Annotated in this window: 17 protein-coding genes and 1 tRNA gene; 9 read left to right on the top strand and 9 right to left on the bottom strand. The window is 65.6% G+C overall.

What is annotated here, in order from left to right; genetic code table 11:
* Positions 1-49: 49 nt before the first annotated feature.
* Positions 50-730, bottom strand: coding sequence for an endonuclease III (gene nth, locus J3S28_RS27605; RefSeq protein WP_237342220.1), 681 nt, complete (start codon positions 728-730; stop codon positions 50-52).
* A gap of 244 nt (positions 731-974) precedes the next feature.
* On the opposite strand from nth, the gene J3S28_RS27600 reads away from it, so the two are divergent.
* Positions 975-1,223 (top strand): hypothetical protein, encoded by a 249-nt coding sequence (locus tag J3S28_RS27600; RefSeq protein WP_084839125.1) that lies wholly within the window; start codon positions 975-977, stop codon positions 1,221-1,223.
* 235 nt (positions 1,224-1,458) lie between these two features.
* Positions 1,459-2,133: a Crp/Fnr family transcriptional regulator gene (locus J3S28_RS27595; RefSeq protein ID WP_084839124.1), complete on the top strand. Its 675-nt coding sequence runs from the start codon at positions 1,459-1,461 to the stop codon at positions 2,131-2,133.
* Between the two features lie 84 nt (positions 2,134-2,217).
* On the opposite strand, the gene J3S28_RS27590 is transcribed toward J3S28_RS27595, so the two are convergent.
* The gene (locus J3S28_RS27590) at positions 2,218-3,024 is read right to left on the bottom strand and encodes an MBL fold metallo-hydrolase (RefSeq protein ID WP_207844420.1); all 807 of its coding nucleotides are present in this window, start codon (positions 3,022-3,024) and stop codon (positions 2,218-2,220) included.
* A gap of 24 nt (positions 3,025-3,048) precedes the next feature.
* On the opposite strand from J3S28_RS27590, the gene J3S28_RS27585 reads away from it, so the two are divergent.
* On the top strand, positions 3,049-4,020 hold the full coding sequence (locus J3S28_RS27585; RefSeq protein WP_207844418.1) for an enoyl-CoA hydratase/isomerase family protein: 972 nt from the start codon (positions 3,049-3,051) through the stop codon (positions 4,018-4,020).
* Positions 4,021-4,029: 9 nt separating this feature from the next.
* On the opposite strand, the gene J3S28_RS27580 is transcribed toward J3S28_RS27585, so the two are convergent.
* Together J3S28_RS27580 and J3S28_RS28525 are read right to left on the bottom strand one after the other, a co-directional pair.
* On the bottom strand, positions 4,030-5,367 hold the full coding sequence (locus J3S28_RS27580; protein WP_207844416.1) for an amidohydrolase family protein: 1,338 nt from the start codon (positions 5,365-5,367) through the stop codon (positions 4,030-4,032).
* Positions 5,361-6,563, bottom strand: a complete 1,203-nt coding sequence (locus tag J3S28_RS28525) for a CoA transferase (RefSeq protein ID WP_207844414.1) — start codon at positions 6,561-6,563, stop codon at positions 5,361-5,363. The genes J3S28_RS27580 and J3S28_RS28525 overlap by 7 nt, the downstream gene beginning before the upstream one ends.
* A 61-nt stretch (positions 6,564-6,624) precedes the next feature.
* Here J3S28_RS28525 and hypB point away from each other — a divergent pair, with 61 nt between their 5' ends.
* Positions 6,625-7,389, top strand: coding sequence for a hydrogenase nickel incorporation protein HypB (gene hypB / locus J3S28_RS27570; RefSeq protein ID WP_207844412.1), 765 nt, complete (start codon positions 6,625-6,627; stop codon positions 7,387-7,389).
* Between the two features lie 78 nt (positions 7,390-7,467).
* On the opposite strand, the gene J3S28_RS27565 is transcribed toward hypB, so the two are convergent.
* Both J3S28_RS27565 and sp36 read right to left on the bottom strand, forming a co-directional pair.
* The gene (locus J3S28_RS27565) at positions 7,468-7,932 is read right to left on the bottom strand and encodes a RidA family protein (RefSeq protein WP_084839118.1); all 465 of its coding nucleotides are present in this window, start codon (positions 7,930-7,932) and stop codon (positions 7,468-7,470) included.
* 7 nt (positions 7,933-7,939) lie between these two features.
* A complete protein-coding gene (gene sp36, locus J3S28_RS27560; protein ID WP_094647762.1) occupies positions 7,940-8,104 on the bottom strand; it encodes a Sp36 family protein in 165 nt (54 codons plus the stop codon).
* Between the two features lie 88 nt (positions 8,105-8,192).
* Between sp36 and bagA the strand changes: the two genes are divergently transcribed.
* Together bagA and bagB are read left to right on the top strand one after the other, a co-directional pair.
* On the top strand, positions 8,193-9,215 hold the full coding sequence (gene bagA / locus J3S28_RS27555) for an ATPase BagA (protein WP_372436084.1): 1,023 nt from the start codon (positions 8,193-8,195) through the stop codon (positions 9,213-9,215).
* Positions 9,215-10,309, top strand: a complete 1,095-nt coding sequence (gene bagB, locus J3S28_RS27550) for an ArsA family ATPase (protein ID WP_084839116.1) — start codon at positions 9,215-9,217, stop codon at positions 10,307-10,309. Before bagA ends, bagB begins: the two co-directional genes overlap by 1 nt.
* Positions 10,310-10,379: 70 nt before the next feature.
* Here bagB and J3S28_RS27545 read toward each other — a convergent pair whose 3' ends face one another.
* Positions 10,380-10,697 (bottom strand): WhiB family transcriptional regulator, encoded by a 318-nt coding sequence (locus J3S28_RS27545; protein WP_084839115.1) that lies wholly within the window; start codon positions 10,695-10,697, stop codon positions 10,380-10,382.
* Between the two features lie 248 nt (positions 10,698-10,945).
* Between J3S28_RS27545 and J3S28_RS27540 the strand changes: the two genes are divergently transcribed.
* On the top strand, positions 10,946-13,378 hold the full coding sequence (locus J3S28_RS27540; protein WP_207844474.1) for a penicillin-binding protein: 2,433 nt from the start codon (positions 10,946-10,948) through the stop codon (positions 13,376-13,378).
* 67 nt (positions 13,379-13,445) lie between these two features.
* Here the strand turns inward: J3S28_RS27540 and J3S28_RS27535 are convergent, their stop codons facing one another.
* Positions 13,446-13,916 carry a GatB/YqeY domain-containing protein gene (locus tag J3S28_RS27535; RefSeq protein WP_207844408.1) on the bottom strand — a complete coding sequence of 157 codons (471 nt, stop codon included), beginning with the start codon at positions 13,914-13,916 and terminating at the stop codon, positions 13,446-13,448.
* A 70-nt stretch (positions 13,917-13,986) separates the two neighbouring features.
* On the opposite strand from J3S28_RS27535, the gene J3S28_RS27530 reads away from it, so the two are divergent.
* Positions 13,987-14,982 carry a metallophosphoesterase gene (locus tag J3S28_RS27530; RefSeq protein ID WP_207844406.1) on the top strand — a complete coding sequence of 332 codons (996 nt, stop codon included), beginning with the start codon at positions 13,987-13,989 and terminating at the stop codon, positions 14,980-14,982.
* Between the two features lie 66 nt (positions 14,983-15,048).
* Positions 15,049-15,122 (top strand) — tRNA-Pro (locus tag J3S28_RS27525).
* A 97-nt stretch (positions 15,123-15,219) separates the two neighbouring features.
* On the opposite strand, the gene J3S28_RS27520 is transcribed toward J3S28_RS27525, so the two are convergent.
* Positions 15,220-17,724 carry an ABC transporter permease gene (locus tag J3S28_RS27520; protein ID WP_237342213.1) on the bottom strand — a complete coding sequence of 835 codons (2,505 nt, stop codon included), beginning with the start codon at positions 17,722-17,724 and terminating at the stop codon, positions 15,220-15,222.
* Between the last annotated feature and the right edge of the window lie 3 nt (positions 17,725-17,727).

Below are 17,727 nucleotides of genomic sequence, written 5' to 3'. Positions count from 1 at the left end.
CAGGCGGGTTCGGCGCAGGTCTGTTCATCTCTTCCAGATCGGGCACGGCCTACAAACCCGCCAATGCCAGCAGATGGTCGGTCTCGGGACCCTTCACCAGCTTCGCGGCCTCCGATTTCTCAACCGGCCCCAACCCGTAGGACGGGCAGTCGGTCGCCAGCACGCAGACTCCGCAGGCCGGCTTCCGCGAATGGCACACCCGACGCCCATGGAAGATCACTCGGTGCGAGAGGTCCGTCCAATTCTTGCGTTCGATCAACTCGCCTACGGCGTGCTCGATCTTCACCGGATCGGTCTCGTCCGTCCACTTCCAGCGCTGCACCAGCCGACCGAAGTGCGTGTCGACAGTGATTCCGGGCACACCGAAGGCGTTACCGAGTACGACGTTGGCGGTCTTCCGGCCGAAGCCCGGTAGCGAGACGAGATCGCGCAGATTGTTCGGTACCTCGCCGTCGAATCGTTCGACCAACGCCTGCCCCAGACCCATGATCGAATTGGCCTTGTTCCGGTAGAAACCGGTCGACCGGATCATCTCCTCGAGCTCGGTGCGATCAGCGCCCGCGTAGTCCTCGGCGCTGCGATAGCGCCGGAACAGGGCCGGGGTCGTCTGGTTCACGCGAACGTCTGTGCACTGGGCCGACAGGATCGTGGCCACCGACAACTCCAGCGGATTGGTGAAGTCGAGTTCGCAGTAGACGTGCGGAAATGCCGTCTGCAACGTGCGGTCCATCCGCCGTGCCCGGCGGACAAGGCCGGTGCGGGTCTCGACACCGCGCTGCGCCGCAGTCCTGGCGCGCTTGGCACCTGCCTTCGAACTCACCAATTCAGAGTACGGCGAGCCGCCACCGGTAGACATATCGGCTGTCATCCACTCCGCATGTCGGCCGGCTGCCGCGTCGATATCGGCAGGGCGTGACGTAGTCGGCCAGACGATCGTGTCTCTTCTGAGACCTGGGTTGTGTTTACTACTCCCCATGCACGGACTCGCCGTACTTCTGTTCCCCGCGGTTCTCATGCTCTTCGCCCTGGCGATGGAGCGTGTGGAGAACCAGCTCGAACGCCTCAACGTGCGGGTCGACCACGTCGAAGAGTTCCTCGAGTCCGCCGAGCCGGAGCAGATGGACACTCTGGCCAGGCAGGGCTTTCCCGCCGCGCTCGACGAATTCCGCGACCGCCGGATGCCCACCAACATCGAACCCGGCGAATCCATCCGCGCAAGCTGATCAGTTTCGCCGGGGTCGAGCTCCGTCTCCACACCCGGGTCGAGCTCCGCTCCGCTCCGTCTCCACACGCCGGTCGAGCTCCGCTCCGCTCCGTCTCCACGCGCCGATGGGGGTAAACACAATCTTTCGGAATGAATACCCGTAGACTTGGCCGCGGGTGACAAACACAACACTTTGATCGTTCGTACACCCGCGAGTGAACGCGGTCTGGCTGGACCCTTAGAAAGGGGCGTAAGTGGAAGAAGTACTGGCGCGGGCGGGCATATTCCAGGGAGTTGAGCCCACCGCCGTCGCGGCACTGACCAATCAGCTTCAGCCGGTTGATTTTCCACGCGGACACGTCATCTTCAACGAGGGCGAGCCCGGAGATCGGCTCTACATCATTCTGTCGGGCAAGGTGAAGGTCGGCCGCAAGTCGGTTGACGGTCGTGAGAATCTGCTGACCATCATGGGCCCGTCCGACATGTTCGGTGAGCTGTCCATCTTCGATCCCGGTCCCCGCACCTCGTCGGCGACAACGGTCACCGAAGTTCGCGCGGTGTCGATGGATCGTGAAGCTCTCCGGTCCTGGATCGCCGACCGCCCCGAGATCGCCGAGCAGCTGCTGCGCGTGCTGGCCCGTCGCCTCCGCCGCACCAACAACAACCTCGCCGACCTGATCTTCACCGACGTTCCAGGACGTGTGGCCAAGCAGCTCCTGCAGCTGGCTCAGCGCTTCGGAACGCAGGAGGCCGGCGCGCTTCGCGTCACCCACGACCTCACGCAGGAAGAGATCGCTCAGCTTGTCGGTGCTTCACGTGAAACCGTCAACAAAGCCCTGGCCGATTTCGCCCAGCGTGGCTGGTTGCGACTCGAAGGCAAGAGCGTGCTGATCGCGGACTCCGAGCGTCTGGCTCGCCGAGCTCGCTAGATTTCACAAAACCACCCGTTCCGGTCAAAGCCACCTGTTGCAGACACCTGGTTTGACCGGAACGGGTGGTTTTGTGTTTTGCGGCTATTCGTCCGACAGGTAGGCCAACTGGGTCTTCACCGACATCTTGGCCGCGGGCCACAGCTTTTTGTCGACGTCCGCGTAGACCTTCTTGACCACTTTTCGCGGTTTGACCGTCGCCGGTGACTCCCCGAGTTCCTCGAGTGCCGCGCGCACCTGGTCGATGCGATCTTCGCGGTGCTTCTTGTAGAACCGTGCCAGCGGGATCAGATCCGGGTGGTCGGGACCATGACCCGGTAGCAGCGCGGCACCTTCGCCTTCGACGATGAGGCGGTTGAGCGAGTTCATGTAGTCACGGAGTGTGCCGTCCTTCGGATCGAGCACTGTGGTCCCGCCGCCGAGGATCGTGTCCCCCGTCAGCATCACCTTCCGGCCCTCGTGTTCGACGAGAAAGCTCACCGAATCGCCCGTGTGACCGGGGGTGTGGAGCACGGTGATCCGCAGTCCGGCAGCTTCGATGACCTCGCGGTCTTTCAGCGTCGCGGCACCTTTGGTGTACTTCTCGGCCCGCGCCCGGACCGGGGCACCGGTCTGCTCTCGGAAGTACTTGATCGCGCCCGTGTGGTCGTAGTGGCGGTGGGTGATCAGCCCGAGGACCACGTTTCCTTGCGCTGCAACCGCTTTGACGTGCTTCTTCTTACCCTTGGGCCCAGGGTCGACGACGACGCAATCGTCCTGTCCCGGAGCCCGCAGAATCCAGGTGTTGGTGCCGTCGAGGGTCATCATCCCCGGGTTGTGGCAGAGCAACACAGATGCAAAATCGGTGACTGGCCGAACCACGCCATAGGCAGGATGCTGCGGTGCATTCATGCCCCTCAGGCTAGCGTGAGCAGCATGTCAGGCTCTCCGGCGACACCTGTGTTCGTCGACCTCGCAGACCCCGCGCTCCAAGCGCCTCCCCAGGATGTGCTCCCCGGGGTGGTCGTTGCTCTCAGCCGCGGTAAGCCACCGGACTCGGCGGCGCCGTGGCTCGACCACGCGACCTTCACGCTGAGCGAAGAGCCCACCGCGGACCCGCGGGTGGTCCTGGTCGACTCGATCGATTCGGCCGTCGCAGCCATCACCGCGAACGTCGGCAGCCGACCGGTGGCGGCGGCGGTCTGCGATGACGTGCTGCGTGCCGCCTCCGCCCGCGCCGGGACCCTGAGCGGCCTGATCACCGAATCGCTGGCCTATTCGACGTTGCAGGCCGGACCGGAATTCGCACAATGGCTCGCCGGGCAGGGTCCCCGTGAGACACACATCCAAGATGATCCCGTACTGCTCGATCGAGGCGGATCGTCGCTCACGATCAGCTTCAACCGGCCTGCGAGGCACAACGCGTTCAGCAATGCGTTGCGCGCAGGGCTGATCGACGCGCTGACTGTGGCACTCGCCGACCCAACCCTCGACACGGTGACGCTGAGCGGGCAGGGTCGATCCTTCTGCAGCGGTGGCGATCTCACCGAGTTCGGAACGTTCACCGATCCCGCGAACTCGCATCTCGCACGGACCCGATACAGCCCGGGGTTGCTCCTCGACGCCGTAGCGGAACGACTCGGACCGAACTTCCGGGCCCGAGTGCACGGAGCAGTGCTCGGGAGTGGGCTGGAGATGGCGTCCTTCTGCCCTCACGTGAGCGCGCATCCCGACACCATCTTCGGACTACCCGAACTCCAGTTGGGTTTGCTCCCCGGCGCGGGCGGCACCGTCAGCATCCCGCGCCGAATCGGTCGTTGGCGCACGGCTTTCCTGGTGCTGAGCGGTCGGCGGGTCGACGCGAACACTGCGCTCGATTGGGGTCTGGTCGATTCGATCGAAGACTGAGCGGCGCGATCAGTCGTTCGGGAACAAGATGCCGCCGATCACGGTGCCTGCGACCACTTCTGCGGTCAGTTCACCGAGAACGACGGCCGGTGGCTCGGACAGCAGGGTGAGGTCGGCACGCGCACCGGGTGCCAGGACCCGAGGGCGGGCGGGGGTGAGGGGTTCACCGAGGAACAGGCCCAGCGCAGTTCGAGACGAAACCCGTTCCGGCAGCGACAATCCAGCTCCGGAGGCGCAGAGACGATCGCGGGCCGCCCGCATGCAGGCCCAGGGGTCGAGATCGCCGAAGGGGGCGTCGGTGCCTCCGGCCACCGCAACCCCCGCACGCTGAAGACTCGCCAGCCGCCACAGTTGCGGGAGGTCGGCGGCCGGGATGTCCTGCAGGTACTGCTCGCCGCGTTCAGCGACGAAGTTGGGTTGGGTGACCACCGTGACCCCGAGGTCCACCAGATCGTCGATCATCTCGTCGGGAACCATTGCAGCGTGCTCGATCCGATCCCCCACCACGGATCCTGCAGCGCGCAGGGCCGCCACCGCCACCACCAGTTGGACCACCGTCACGCAGTGCATCGCCACCGCGACCCCGCTGCCGTGGCAGCGTTCGATCCACGCGGTGATGGCGTCGAGGTCGAGGGTGTCGTCGTCCAGGATGCGTTTGATGGGGCCGAACTCCAACGCCTCGTGACCCGTGTCCTGCGACAGCACGAGCACCTGTTGTCGCAGTCGGCCGCTGCGCACCGCCGCGTCGAACGAATCAAGCTCCGTTGCAGTGAGATCGGGCGTCGCTTCGGTCACCCCGACCACCCCGTAGGCGCTCAGCCGGGCACTGACGGACGCGAAATCGATCGGTTCGGGCACCGTCGAAGCAGCCATCTCCGCATCTTCGCGGAAGAGTCGGCCCGTCGGATGGTCCGGCCGACCGAGCTCGACGAGTCCGGCCGAGTTCACTATCCACATCGCCCCACTACGGTGCTGAACACGCAGTGGCACAATGGAAATCACGTCATCCAGGTAATGCCTGTCGAGGTCACCGGCAACACTGTCGTGGTAGCCGACCGCCCTGATCCAGCCGTCGCGCCGGGGCTGGGCGGCCCGCAGCACGCGTCGCAACGCATCCGCGTCGGCGACGGAGGGCGGGCCGACCGACACCGACGCGGCGGCAGCGGCCACCGCCCGCAGGTGCACATGGTGATCATGTAATCCGGGGATCACGGTGCCGCCCGCAAGGTCGATGACATCCTCCCCGCTGCGGGCTTCCAGATGGGCGCCGACGTCCCTGATCGCATCGCGCTCGGTACGAATCGCGACGGTCTCGCCGGTGATCGCCCTGGCGTTCTTGATCAGCACGAGCCGGACCGCTCATCGATCATTTGCCGAACCCGTTCCGCATCAACCTTTTCCACCGGCAGTCGAACGATTGCCGGATCCGGCGGCGCACTGACCGCGGTGTCCGACCCCACCGGCGCGAGTGGGATCGCTGCGTAACGCGCGGCCACGCCTGCCATCGCGACGTCGAGCACCTCACCGCCGCCTCGACCCAGCGACTCGACGACGGCGTGAGCTGCCTCGAGTCCGGTCAACGGATCGGCGATGGCGTCGCCGCAGAAGATCGGGCCATGCGCACCGGCCCCCACCAAACCGCCCGCCGCTGCGGCGTCGTCCCCGAAAGCGACGCGGTCGCGCACGCTGTGCCCAGCGCCATAGCCCGTGATCCGCACCCAGACCCGGCCGGGCCGTGGCGCGCGGGTGACAGCGGCCAGACCCGCCTGCTCGAGCGCGCGGGGTCGCGATGCCTCGATCACCACATCCGCGACATCGAGCAACGCCGCGAGCACCGGGGATTCGCTCGACACCGGCGCAGAGAACTGCAGCTTGCCGCCGTTCATCCACTCGAAGAAGTCTGCGTTCCCGAACCGCGCGCCATCGGGGCGATCGGGGCTCTCCACCTTGATGACGGTGGCGCCGAGGCCGCGCAGCAACTGCCCGCACAGCGGTCCTGCCCACATCGCGGACAGGTCGACCACCAGGAGCCCGGAATCAATTGGCTGGGGTGCACGCGTGGACCAGAGCCGCTGCGAGACAACAGGTTCTCCGGCGTGCGAGTCCAAGACGGCGCACGGCATCCCCAGCAGGCGTCCGCGTTCGACGAGTTCGGCGGCGTCGTGGTCCGCGGCCGCGTGGGCGAGCACCTGCCACGGGTCGTCGATCGGTTCACCCGTCTCGAGCAACGCGCCGATGACCTCGAGATCGCTCGGCCGCGCGAGCGTGAACACGCACCAGGTGTCTCGGCACCGCATCAGGCGGGTGCTGCCGCCGACCGATGTCCGGCCTGCGCGCGAAGTGCCGGTCAATCCCGCCCGACCTGCGAGGAGCAGTGCCGCGTCGACCCCGAACGGTGCGGCAGCCCGGTCGGCACGCTCCAGGATCCGCGAACGCGAGAAGTCAGGCGGGCCGTCGGGTTCCCCCGTCAGGTGGGCCAAGCCGCTCTCGGCCCATCGCCTCGCCGGCTCAGTCATCGCATCGCCCGCAGGGCCGGTCGGCACACGGCTCCTCCTCGAATGTTCATCCCGGTCCACCATAGGCACACAGTGCTTACCATTCGGTATGGGCCGATTCCATCGTCACGACGAGCCGCACACCCACGCCGATGGGTCCACACACGGTCACACCCACGATCACGGTGACCACAGCGGTTACGACACCGGCGCCGAGCGGGCCGATGTACTCGAAGCCATCTTCACCGAGAACGATGTCCGCGCCGACCTCAACCGCACCGCATTCGCGGGTGCGGGGGTGCAGGCGGTGAATCTGATGAGTTCGCCCGGGTCCGGGAAGACGGCGATCCTCTCGAAGACCCTCGACGCGTTGCGGGATTCGGTACGCGTCGGGGTCATCGAAGGCGACATCGCCACCGACCTCGATGCGGTTCGATTGGCCGACAAGGGCGCTCAGGTCTCTCTGATCAACACCGATCAGGGTTTCGGCGGCGAGTGCCACCTCGATGCGCCGATGGTCAACCGGGCCCTGCAGGATCTCGAGCTGTCCGAGCTCGACCTGGTGATCATCGAGAACGTCGGAAACCTGGTGTGTCCAGCGGAGTTCGATGTGGGAGAACACGCCCGGGTGATGGTTTACTCGGTGACCGAGGGCGAGGACAAACCGCTGAAGTACCCGCTGATGTTCGGCCGGGTGCATGTGGTGCTGCTCAACAAGATCGACCTACTCCCCCACCTGGACGTGGAGATGCAGGATTTCCTCGACAACATCGCCCAGACCAACCCGGCGGCGCGGGTGATCCCGGTCAGCGCCAAGACCGGTGAGGGACTCGACCAGTGGTACCGCTGGCTCAGCGGGCTCCTCACCCGCTGACCACCCACCCGTTTTTGCGTCCCCCACCGGCAATTTCCGGTGGGTCGCGCGAAAACGGGTGGGGGAGGAACGTCGGGTCTAGACCTCGACGATCAATTCGACCTCGACCGGTGCACCCAGCGGCAGTTCGGCGACGCCGACGGCAGCCCTGGCATGGTTGCCTGCTTCACCGAAGATCTCACCCAGCAGGTTCGACGCACCGTTGATGACCTGCGGCTGCCCGGTGAAACCCGGAGCCGACGCCACGTAGCCGACGACCTTGACGATGCGCTTGACCGAGTCGATCCCGACCAGTCCGTCGATCGCGGCCAGCGCGTTGAGGGCGGCGATCCGGGCCGCCTCGGTGGCCTCGTCAGGACGGACCACACCTTCAGCGCCCTCGGACACCTTGCCGTGCACGGTCAGCTCGCCACCGAGGATCGGCAGCTGTCCCGAGGTGTAGACCAGATTGCCGGTCTGCACAGCCGGCACATACGACGCCAGCGGTGCCACCACCTTGGGGAGCACGATGTTCAGTTCGGTCAGTCGCTCCGACCACGTCATGGTTCGATCAGCCCTTTGCGCGTTTGAGGTAGGCGACGTGCTGTTCGCCGGTGGGGCCCGGAAGCACACTCACCAGCTCCCAGCCGTCGGCACCCCACTGATCGAGGATCTGTTTGGTGGCGTGCGTAAGCAGCGGAACGGTGACGTACTCCCAAGCGGTTGTCTCACTCATGTCAGTAGCCTAACCGCTACGTATCCGCACGCCAGAGGTGACCGAAGCAACAATGCCGTCTGAGGTCTACAGGTCGAATCCGGTGGATATGGTGAGCGGTGTGACCCAAGACGAGCCTCCGGGCTATACCTGGCCCGACGCGGCCAAAAAAGCACGTTTGCATTTCGTGTCCGGCAAGGGTGGGACCGGGAAAACCACGGTCGCTGCTGCGCTGGCGCTTGCGCTCGCCGCCGACGGGAAGAAAGTCCTTCTCGTCGAGTGCGAAGGTCGCCAGGGCATCGCCCAGATCTTCGACGTCCCCCCGCTGGCCCCGACAGAGACCAAGGTGGCCACGGCCGAGGGTGGCGGTCAGGTGTCGGCGCTCGCCATCGATATCGAGCACGCCCTGCTGGAGTACCTCGACATGTTCTACAACCTCGGATTCGCCGGCCGGGCCATGCGCCGTATCGGTGCGATCGACTTCGTCACGACCGTCGCGCCGGGGCTTCGCGACGTTCTGGTGACGGGGAAGATCAAGGAGACCGTGGTACGCGTCGACAAGAAGGGCAAGCGGGTCTACGACGCGGTTGTCGTCGACGCACCACCGACCGGGCGGATCGGCAACTTCCTCGATGTCACCAAGGCCATGGCGGATCTGACCAAGACCGGTCCGCTGCGCAATCAGAGTGATGGCGTCGTCAAGCTGCTCCACTCACCCGACACGGTCGTCCATCTGGTGACCCTGCTCGAGGCGATGCCGATCCAGGAGACCATCGAGGCGGTGGCGGAGTTGGAGAGCAAGGACCTGACCATCGGCTCACTCATCATCAACCGCGTCTCGCCGCAGCATCTGCCTGCCGATTCGATCGCCGACATCGCCAACGGGGTCATCGACGCCGCAGAGCTACGACGCCACCTCGACACCTCGGGGCTGACCATCACCGAAGCCGATTTCGAGGGGTTGCTCACCGAGACCATCGAGCATGCAAGCCGGGTGCAGGCGCAGGTCGAGGCGGGAGCCGACCTGGACTCGATGCACAAGGACAAGCTGGTGCTGCCCAACTTCGACGACGGCGTCGATCTCGGCGGACTCTATGAACTCTCGGAGACCCTCCAGAAGGCTGGTGCCTGATGCCCATCGATCTCAAAATGGGCAAGATTCTTGCCGACAAGGGCACCAAGGTTGTGATCTGTTGTGGCGCTGGCGGAGTCGGTAAGACCACCACGGCTGCCGCGATGGCAGTCTATGCAGCGGAGCGGGGCCGTAAGGTCGTCGTGCTGACCATCGACCCCGCCAAACGGCTCGCACAGTCACTCGGGATGAGCGAACTGACGAACAGTCCGCAGCCGGTGAAGATCGACGGCGACGGCACCCTCGACGCCATGATGCTCGACATGCGACGCACCTTCGACGAGATGGTCACGCAGTACTCCCCGCCCGATCGGGCCGAGGCCATCATGAACAACTCCTTCTATCAGACGGTCGCCAGCTCGTTCTCCGGCACACAGGAGTACATGGCAATGGAGAAGCTGGGACAGCTTCTGGCGCAGGACGATTGGGATCTGGTGGTGGTGGACACCCCACCGTCGCGCAATGCACTCGACTTCCTCGACGCACCCCAGCGACTCGGGTCGTTCCTCGAGGGCCGGCTCATGAAGATGCTGGTCGGAGGCGGCCGCGGCGTGGGCCGGGTCGTCACGGGCGTCGTCGGGCTGGCCATGAAGGGCATCTCGACGATCATCGGCGGCGAGACGCTGCGCGACGTATCCGTCTTCGTGCAGTCTCTGGATTCGATGTTCGGCAGCTTCCGCGAACGAGCGAACAAGACCTATCTGTTGCTGAAGCAGCCGGGCACCCAGTTCGCCGTCGTATCAGCGGCCGAACCCGACGCGCTGCGTGAGGCGGCGTTCTTCGTCGACCGGCTCTCGGAGGAGAAGATGCCGCTCGCGGGGCTGATCCTGAACCGAACGCATCCGAATCTGACGTCCATCAGCGGCAGTGCCGCCGAAGCAGCCGCCAATGCGGTCGACGATCCGCTGACGAAGGCCGTGCTCACGATCCATTCCGAGCGCGCAACCACCGGCAAGCGTGAGCTGCACCTGCTGCAGAGCTTCACCTCGTCGCACCCGACGGTCCCGATCGTCGGGGTCCCGTCCCTGCCGTTCGAGGTGGCTGACATGACGGCCCTGCGCGCAGTGGCCGAACAGATCACCAGCAAGGGCTGAACCCCGACACCCCAGAACACGAAAGAACCGCCCCCCGAGAGATCGGAGGGCGGTTCTTTCGTCTGTTGTCTCAGCCGACGCTGATGGTCTGCCGACGACGCTGGGTCTCGAAGAAGTCACTCCACGAGGTGACCTCCGGATGCTGGCGCAGCAGCGCCCGACGCTGGCGTTCGGTCATCCCTCCCCAGACTCCGAACTCGACACGATTGTCGAGGGCATCCGCGCCGCATTCGAGCTGAACAGGGCAATGCCGACAGATCGTTGCCGCCTTACGCTGCGCTGCCCCCCGCACGAACAGCTGGTCCGGATCTACTTCCCGGCATCGGGCCCTGGCCACCCATGCCAGTCTTGCTTCGTTTTCTACGGTCGCAGCTGCCGCTTTTGCCATTACGATCCCCTGTCTGAAGCACAATACTGACGTCTGCCGCCACATTTGAGGCCGAATGTTACGTGAGTCACATTCGAGTAGAACCCAATCTATGGACCCCGGTTAGCCATCGTCAAGACCTGAAACGAAAAAAGTGGCACTTACGTGCAAACCCCCACATCAAACTGATCACGCGAGCAACTCGATACGCGGCGGAGTTGCATCAGGCACGTATCCTTGCGGGCGTGCCAAAGTCGAAATCGCTGTCCATGCTCGCCGGCTGCTGCATTCTCGCCGGTGTGCTGGTCGCAGGATTGCTGTTCCCGGTCGCCGGAGGATTGGGGCTGGTCTCCAACCGCGCCGCCGACACCGTGCAGAACGTCTCCTCCGAGCTGCTCGAGGGCACCGTCCCCGAGGTGACGACCATGACGGACGTCAACGGGAAGCCCATCGCGTTCCTCTACGACCAGCGGCGCACGCAGGTCGGCTACAACGACATCTCTCCGGAGATGATCCGGGCGATCATCTCCATCGAGGACAAACGGTTCCTCGACCACGACGGCGTCGACTGGAAAGGCACGATTCGCGCCTTCCTGAAGAACTCGTCATCCGGTGAAGTCCAGCAGGGCGCCTCGACCATCGACCAGCAGTATGTGAAGAACTACCAGCTGCTCGTCCTGGCCCGCACCGACGCCGATCGCCGCGCCGCCACCGAGACCACTCCCGCGCGCAAGCTCAAAGAAGTCCGGATGGCGCTCACGCTCGAGGACACCCTGACCGAACAGGCCAAGCGGGACAAGAACCTCTCCGACGAGCAGGCCAAACAAGAAGCGAAGAAGGAGATCGTCACCCGCTACCTCAATGTGGTGCCGTTCGGAAACGGCGCGTACGGCATCGAGGCGGCGGCGCGGACCTACTTCAACAAGTCGGCCAAAGAACTGACCATCCCGGAGTCGGCAATGCTCGCCGGCATGGTGCAGTCGAGTTCGGCACTCGACCCGTACACGAATCCCGAGGGTGTGACCGAGCGCCGCAACCTGGTGCTCGAGACCATGATCGCGAACTTCCCCAATCGCGCCGCGGAGTATCGGGCCGCGGTGGACACCCCGCTCGGCGTGCTCCCATCTCCCGGCTCGCTGTCCAACGGCTGCATCTCCGCCAACGACGCCGGGTTCTTCTGTGACTACGCGCTGCAGTTCCTGGCCGAGAACGGGCTGAGCCGCGACACCATCGCCCGCGGCGGGTACACCATCCGCACCACCCTCGATCCTTCCGTGCAGCGCTCGACGGTCACCGGCGTCCAGGACATCACCGATCCCAATCTCGAGGGTGTCGCGACGGTGATGAGCGTGATCAAACCGGGCACCGAATCACACGACATCATGTCCATGGCGTCCAGCCGCGTCTACGGCCTCGACCAGAACGCCAATCAGACCGTCCAACCCCAACCGTTCTCCATGGTCGGTGACGGTGCCGGGTCGATCTTCAAGATCTTCACCGTGGCCGCCGCGATGGAGAAGGGCCTCGGAGCGGGTTCGTCCTTGCAGGTGCCCGCGACCTTCCAGGCGCAAGGCATGGGTAGCAGTGGTGGCGTCAACGGCTGTCCCGCCAACACCTACTGCGTGAAGAACGACGGCAAGTATCCGGCGACGATGTCGGTGACGAACGCCCTGGCGCAGTCACCCAACACCGCGTTCGTGAAGTTGCTGCAGGACGTCGGCGTGTCGTCGGCCGTGGACATCGCGGTTCGACTCGGCCTCCGCTCGTACACCAATCCGGGCACGTCCGGTGAGGGCGACCTGAGCCTCGCGGACTACTTCAAGCAGAACAACCTGGGGTCGTTCACGCTCGGGCCCACGGCGGTCAACGCGCTCGAACTCTCGAATGTGTCGGCCACACTCGCCTCGCACGGCGTGTGGTGCCCGCCCAACCCGATCGCGTCGATCACCCAGCCCAAGCGCGACAGTTACGGCAACCAGGTGCTCGCACCCGACGGCAAGCCGGCTGTGCAGGAAGTCGCGTTCGAGCGGCCGAAGTGCGAGAAGGCCGTCGAACCCGGCTTGGCCGATACCCTCGCCAACGCGATGAGCCAGGACGACCGCGGCGCCGGTACCGCAGCCGGAGCGGCCAGCTCGTCCGGCTGGAGCCTGCCGCTCGCCAGCAAGACGGGCACCACCGAGGCGCACCGCTCGTCGGCGTTCCTGGGCTTCACGAACAACCTGGCCGCCGCCACCTACGTCTACAACGACTCACCGACCCCGTCGGAACTGTGCTCGAGCCCGTTGACGCAGTGTGGGTACGGCAACCTGTACGGCGGTTACGAACCCGCCCGGACCTGGTTCAACGCAATACTGCCCATCGCCAACAACTTCGGGCCGACAGCACTACCACCGAATGATCCGACCTACGTCAATGGCGTCGGTGGCAAGGCCGTTCCGAGCGTCGCAGGCATGAGCGCCGACGAGGCGACGCGACGGCTCGAAGGCGAAGGATTCAAGGTCAGCAGGCTCGACACCGACAGCGGCCAGTCCGCAGGCACGGTGGTCTTCACCGCGCCCGAGGACACCGCGATCCCCGGCAGCACGGTCACCATCTATGTCAGTACCGGTCAGACCCAGCTGCCGACCCGCACCAGAGCGCCGTCACCCCCGACGACGATCACCGTGCCCGGGGTCGGGCCGATCGTCATCCCCGTCCCCTGATCCGATGTTGGTGGGTTCTGGCGAGCATTTCCCCAGGTGGGGTTCGCCACAACCCACCAATACCGGGCTACGCCTGGAGCTTGGCGCGGACTGCTGACGAGAGTCGCTTGCCGTCGGCACCGCCGGCTGCCAGCGCAGTGGCCTGATTCATGATCTGGCCCATCTGTTTCATGGTCGGCGCCTCGCCGTTGTGCTCCGCAACCGCCTTGTAGGCCTTGTCGACGAGCGCGTCGAGCTCGTCATCGCTCAGCTGGCTGGGCAGATAACGCGCGATGATCTCGCCTTCGGCGCGCTCTTTGACCGCCAGTTCCTCGCGATCGTTCTCGGCGAAGACCGTTGCAGCCTCGGCGCGCTTCTTGCTCTCGCGGGCAAGTACTTTCAGCACGTCGCTGTCAGTCAGCTCTTTCGCTTCTTTGCCGGAGACCTCTTCGGCCTGGATGGCCGCCAGGATCATCCGCAGGGTCCCGGTGACGGCGGTGTCCCGGGCTTTCATGGACGTCGTCAGATCGGCGCGGATCTGCTCCTTGATTGTTGGCATGTAGCTCAAGTTACGCCGGTGCGCCGCCTACTCTGCACCGGTTTATTGGGCGCGAGCGTATTCTGTTGCAATGGCTCAGGCACGGAAAAGCGCTCCTCGGGCCGCGACGCAGATCGCGGCGCCGACCCCATCGCATGCACTAGCCGGTGTCGCGGCAGCTGGTGTGGCCGGCATCGCGTACGCAACGCTGGTGGAACGCAACGCCTTTGCGCTGCGGCATCAGACCCTGTCAATTCTCGAACCCGGCGCCACCCCGCTGCGTGTCCTGCACATCAGCGACCTGCACATGATGCCCGGCCAGCGACTCAAGCAGGCCTGGGTGCAGGAGCTGGCCGGCCTGCAACCCGACCTGGTCATCAACACCGGTGACAACCTCGCTCATCCGCAGGCCGTACCCGCGGTGGTCCAGGCGCTCGGCGGTCTGTTGGCCGTGCCCGGATTGTTCGTGTTCGGCTCCAACGACTACTTCGGACCGAAACCGAAGAACCCGTTCAAGTACTTCAAGAAGAATCACCAGCGCACCCACGGTGAGACACTTCCCTGGCAGGACCTGCGGGCGGCCTTCACCGAACGAGGCTGGCTCGACGCGACGCATTCGGTGCGTGAACTCGAGGTCGCCGGGGTCCGGGTGGCCGCTGCGGGCGTCGACGATCCGCACATCGGCAGAGACCGCTACGAGACCATCGAGGGCCGCCCCAATCCGCTTGCCCATCTGCGTCTGGGCCTGACGCACTCCCCCGAGCCCCGTGTTCTCGACAAGTTCGCCGACGACGGATACGACCTCGTGATGGCCGGCCATACCCACGGAGGCCAGCTGTGCCTGCCGTTCTTCGGGGCCCTGGTGACGAACTGCCAGCTCGACCGCTCGCGGGTCAAGGGGCCATCCGCATGGGGTGCGTCCATGAAGCTTCATGTGAGCGCCGGACTCGGTACCTCGCCGTACGCGCCTGCCCGCTTCTGCTGCCGGCCCGAGGCGACTCTGCTGACCTTGACCCCGGTGAAGAACGGCGACGCCGAGTACGACCACGAAGACTCGCTGCCACCGGTCAATGCCGAGGCCAATTGAGGTCTCTGACCAGGCGATTTAATCCCTTTCGCGGACTGCGGTAAGCTTCTCCAGGCTGATAGATCACGGGGTGTGGCGCAGCTTGGTAGCGTGCTTCGTTCGGGACGAAGAGGTCGTGGGTTCGAATCCCGCCACCCCGACTGTGTTGGTTGAGACACAAGCAGTGAGACCCCGATCCGGGCAACCGGATCGGGGTCTCCTCGTTTGCGCCTCTGGCGCTGACTCGTCTCCCGTTTATCAGGCACCCATGCCGAGGGCATCGCGATCGCGGTGGGCGACCCGTCGCGCCGTGCCGGTGATCGCCACAAATCCCACCAGAGTGGCGGCGCCGACGAGCACGGCGTACGTCCAGACCGAGACAGTTGGGAAAGGCGCACCCGACACGGCGATCGCGATTCCAGCCAAGGGCGGGTAGGCGATCAGGGTGCCGATCGTCGCCGCCAAGGCCACCGCTGCCAACGACTCTTTGCGCATCATCGCGCGCACCTGCCGGGTGCTCGCTCCGACGAGCTGCAACAAGGCGAACTCGCGACGACGGTCGGTGGTCATCAGCACCATGGTGTTGACCACCGCGATACCAAGGAACCCGAGTAACACCGCCAGCACGACGAGGGTGACCGAATCCTGCTCTCGCTGCTCTTGATCGACGGCAGACGCAAATTCGTTGCTGCTCAGGGCTGTTACGCCACCTGTTGCTTCGATGGCGCGCCGGACGTCATCCATACGTCCCGATGCCGCCGACACCAGTACGTGGTCCACGAGTCCGCTGGTGGTGTGCTCGCGTACCTGGGTGCCGGGCAGCGTGATGTCCCCGAACCCGAATCCGCGGTTGTAGGTGGCGATCACAGTCGCCGACACCACGGCACCGTCGCCCAGCCGCACGCTGATGGTGCCGCCCAGGTCGGCGCTCATCGCTGTCGCAGCGTCGCGGCTCAGCGCCACCGACCCGACGGAGAGCTCACCCAGATCGCCCTCGCGCACATCGAGGTCCAGGGTGGATGCAGCGGCCCCGGGGTCGATGCCCTGTACCGAATAGACCTCGGTAGTGGGCGCGTCGGCCACGTCCCGGGTGTACAAGGCCTGGCCGCGGGTGATCGGATTAGCTGCGCTCACCGAATCCATCGCCGCGATGGTTGCGGCCAGTTGCGGGTCGACACCGGCAGGTCCGGTCACCACGAGATCAGCGAGAGTTCCGCGCTCCGTTTGGTCTTCGGCCGCGGCGAGCAGGGTGCTCTGACTGAACAATTGCACCGATCCGAAGGCGATCGCCAACGCCAGCGGCATGATCGCCGATGCCAGGCGGCGGCGGTGGGCGCTGAGGTTGGCTGCCGCGAGCACCGCACTCGCGGAACCACTGCGGGCCATACGTCCGGAGAACGCGCGCATCGCACCGGACACCAGGACGGGTCCGAGAAGCGCTGCCGCGATGATCAACAGGATGGCCGAACTGCCGGCCCCCGCGATGGCGGCCGGTCCGGGGACGAAAGCCGGCAACAGGGAGGCGATCAACCCACCGACACCGGTGAGCACACCCGCCACGATGCGTGTTCGGCCGAGTGCCGCCGCCTCGACTGCGGCTTCACGCAGCGCATCGACCGGATCAAGGCGCGCCGGTCGGCGGGCGGAGATGGCAGCGGCCATCCTGGCCGTCACGACTGCCGCGACGACAGCGACGAGGGCGGGAACAGGCCCCATGGCGAGGGAGAAGTCCGGGGGCAGTATCCCGGCTTCGGCGAATTGGTGGCGCAGGACGGCCGCCAGGGCATAGCCGGGCGCGACCCCCAGCAGAGCAGCCACGCCCGAGACCACCCACACTTCGGCGCCGATCAGCCGATGAACCTGCCTCGGTGTCGCGCCCATGGATCGCAGGAGCGCAAAATCGCGGCGTCGCTGCTGGATGGACGACGACAGTGTGCTCGACACCACGAATACAGCGATCATCAGGGCGACGCCGGCGACCGCGGCAGACAGCGCAGCCAGTTCGCCGCGGGCGGCCCCGATGTCCACGTACTCGGCGTCGGCGCGAGCGGCGCCCGTGTAGGTGTCGACGTCGAGGCCGCGCAGCTGAGTCCCGACCTGCGAGGCCAGCGCCGCAGGGTCCACGTCTTCGCGGGCGATGAGGCCGACGGCTGCCACGGTGTCCGAATGCGGCCAGAGTTCCTGCGCGCGTTCGTCGGTCATGAAAATGGTGGTGGGACGCCCGCTGGGCTCTGCCGTCGAGGTGGCGGCCAGACCGACCACGGTGTACGAGTTCCCCACGCCTCCGTGCCGAAGCATCACCTGCTCGCCGAGCATCCGAGGGTCGGTCGTCACCACCTCATCCGCCCGTGTGGGTGCGTTGCCCCCGACGATGCGGTAGGGCGCAAGTGAGGCCGACGACCAGCCGTGAGCATCGAACACGCGTCCGCTGTCGTCGCTGAGCGGGACGTTGATGTCGCCGACGGCCGACTCCACGTCCGGGAGTGCAGCCAACTCCCCGACCGTGGACGCGGGCAGACGCACTCGTTCGCCGTACGGCTGGTCCAGATCTTCGGGTACTGCGAGCGACTGCGGCCCGCCGACCACGACGTCGGCGCCGGCGAGACGATGGGGTGCGGCACCGCCGCGGATGCCTGATTCGAAGAGCACTCCGAGCGCGCAGACGAGCACCGCGGCGGAGAACACGGTGACGAACACTGCTGTGAAGCCGTTGCGATGGCTGCGGAGGTTTGCGACAGCGATGCCGCCCATGGCAGATTTCATTGT

The sequence above is a fragment of the Williamsia soli genome (assembly GCF_017377795.1).
GTDB lineage: Bacteria > Actinomycetota > Actinomycetes > Mycobacteriales > Mycobacteriaceae > Williamsia > Williamsia soli.
The sequence above is the reverse complement of the archived record's forward strand: the minus strand, read 5'-3'. Positions and strand labels throughout refer to the sequence as shown.

Excerpts from the sequence above, each read along its gene's own strand:
- nth (WP_237342220.1), bottom strand. The coding sequence starts at position 730 with ATGGACCGCACGTTGCAGACGGCATTTCCGCACGTCTACTGCGAACTC.
- J3S28_RS27600 (WP_084839125.1), top strand. The coding sequence starts at position 975 with ATGCACGGACTCGCCGTACTTCTGTTCCCCGCGGTTCTCATGCTCTTC.
- J3S28_RS27590 (WP_207844420.1), bottom strand. The coding sequence starts at position 3,024 with ATGAATGCACCGCAGCATCCTGCCTATGGCGTGGTTCGGCCAGTCACC.
- J3S28_RS27585 (WP_207844418.1), top strand. The coding sequence starts at position 3,049 with ATGTCAGGCTCTCCGGCGACACCTGTGTTCGTCGACCTCGCAGACCCC.
- hypB (WP_207844412.1), top strand. The coding sequence starts at position 6,625 with ATGGGCCGATTCCATCGTCACGACGAGCCGCACACCCACGCCGATGGG.
- J3S28_RS27565 (WP_084839118.1), bottom strand. The coding sequence starts at position 7,932 with ATGACGTGGTCGGAGCGACTGACCGAACTGAACATCGTGCTCCCCAAG.
- sp36 (WP_094647762.1), bottom strand. The coding sequence starts at position 8,104 with ATGAGTGAGACAACCGCTTGGGAGTACGTCACCGTTCCGCTGCTTACG.
- bagA (WP_372436084.1), top strand. The coding sequence starts at position 8,193 with ATGGTGAGCGGTGTGACCCAAGACGAGCCTCCGGGCTATACCTGGCCC.
- bagB (WP_084839116.1), top strand. The coding sequence starts at position 9,215 with ATGCCCATCGATCTCAAAATGGGCAAGATTCTTGCCGACAAGGGCACC.
- J3S28_RS27545 (WP_084839115.1), bottom strand. The coding sequence starts at position 10,697 with ATGGCAAAAGCGGCAGCTGCGACCGTAGAAAACGAAGCAAGACTGGCA.
- J3S28_RS27540 (WP_207844474.1), top strand. The coding sequence starts at position 10,946 with ATGCTCGCCGGCTGCTGCATTCTCGCCGGTGTGCTGGTCGCAGGATTG.
- J3S28_RS27535 (WP_207844408.1), bottom strand. The coding sequence starts at position 13,916 with ATGCCAACAATCAAGGAGCAGATCCGCGCCGATCTGACGACGTCCATG.
- J3S28_RS27530 (WP_207844406.1), top strand. The coding sequence starts at position 13,987 with ATGGCTCAGGCACGGAAAAGCGCTCCTCGGGCCGCGACGCAGATCGCG.
- J3S28_RS27520 (WP_237342213.1), bottom strand. The coding sequence starts at position 17,724 with ATGAAATCTGCCATGGGCGGCATCGCTGTCGCAAACCTCCGCAGCCAT.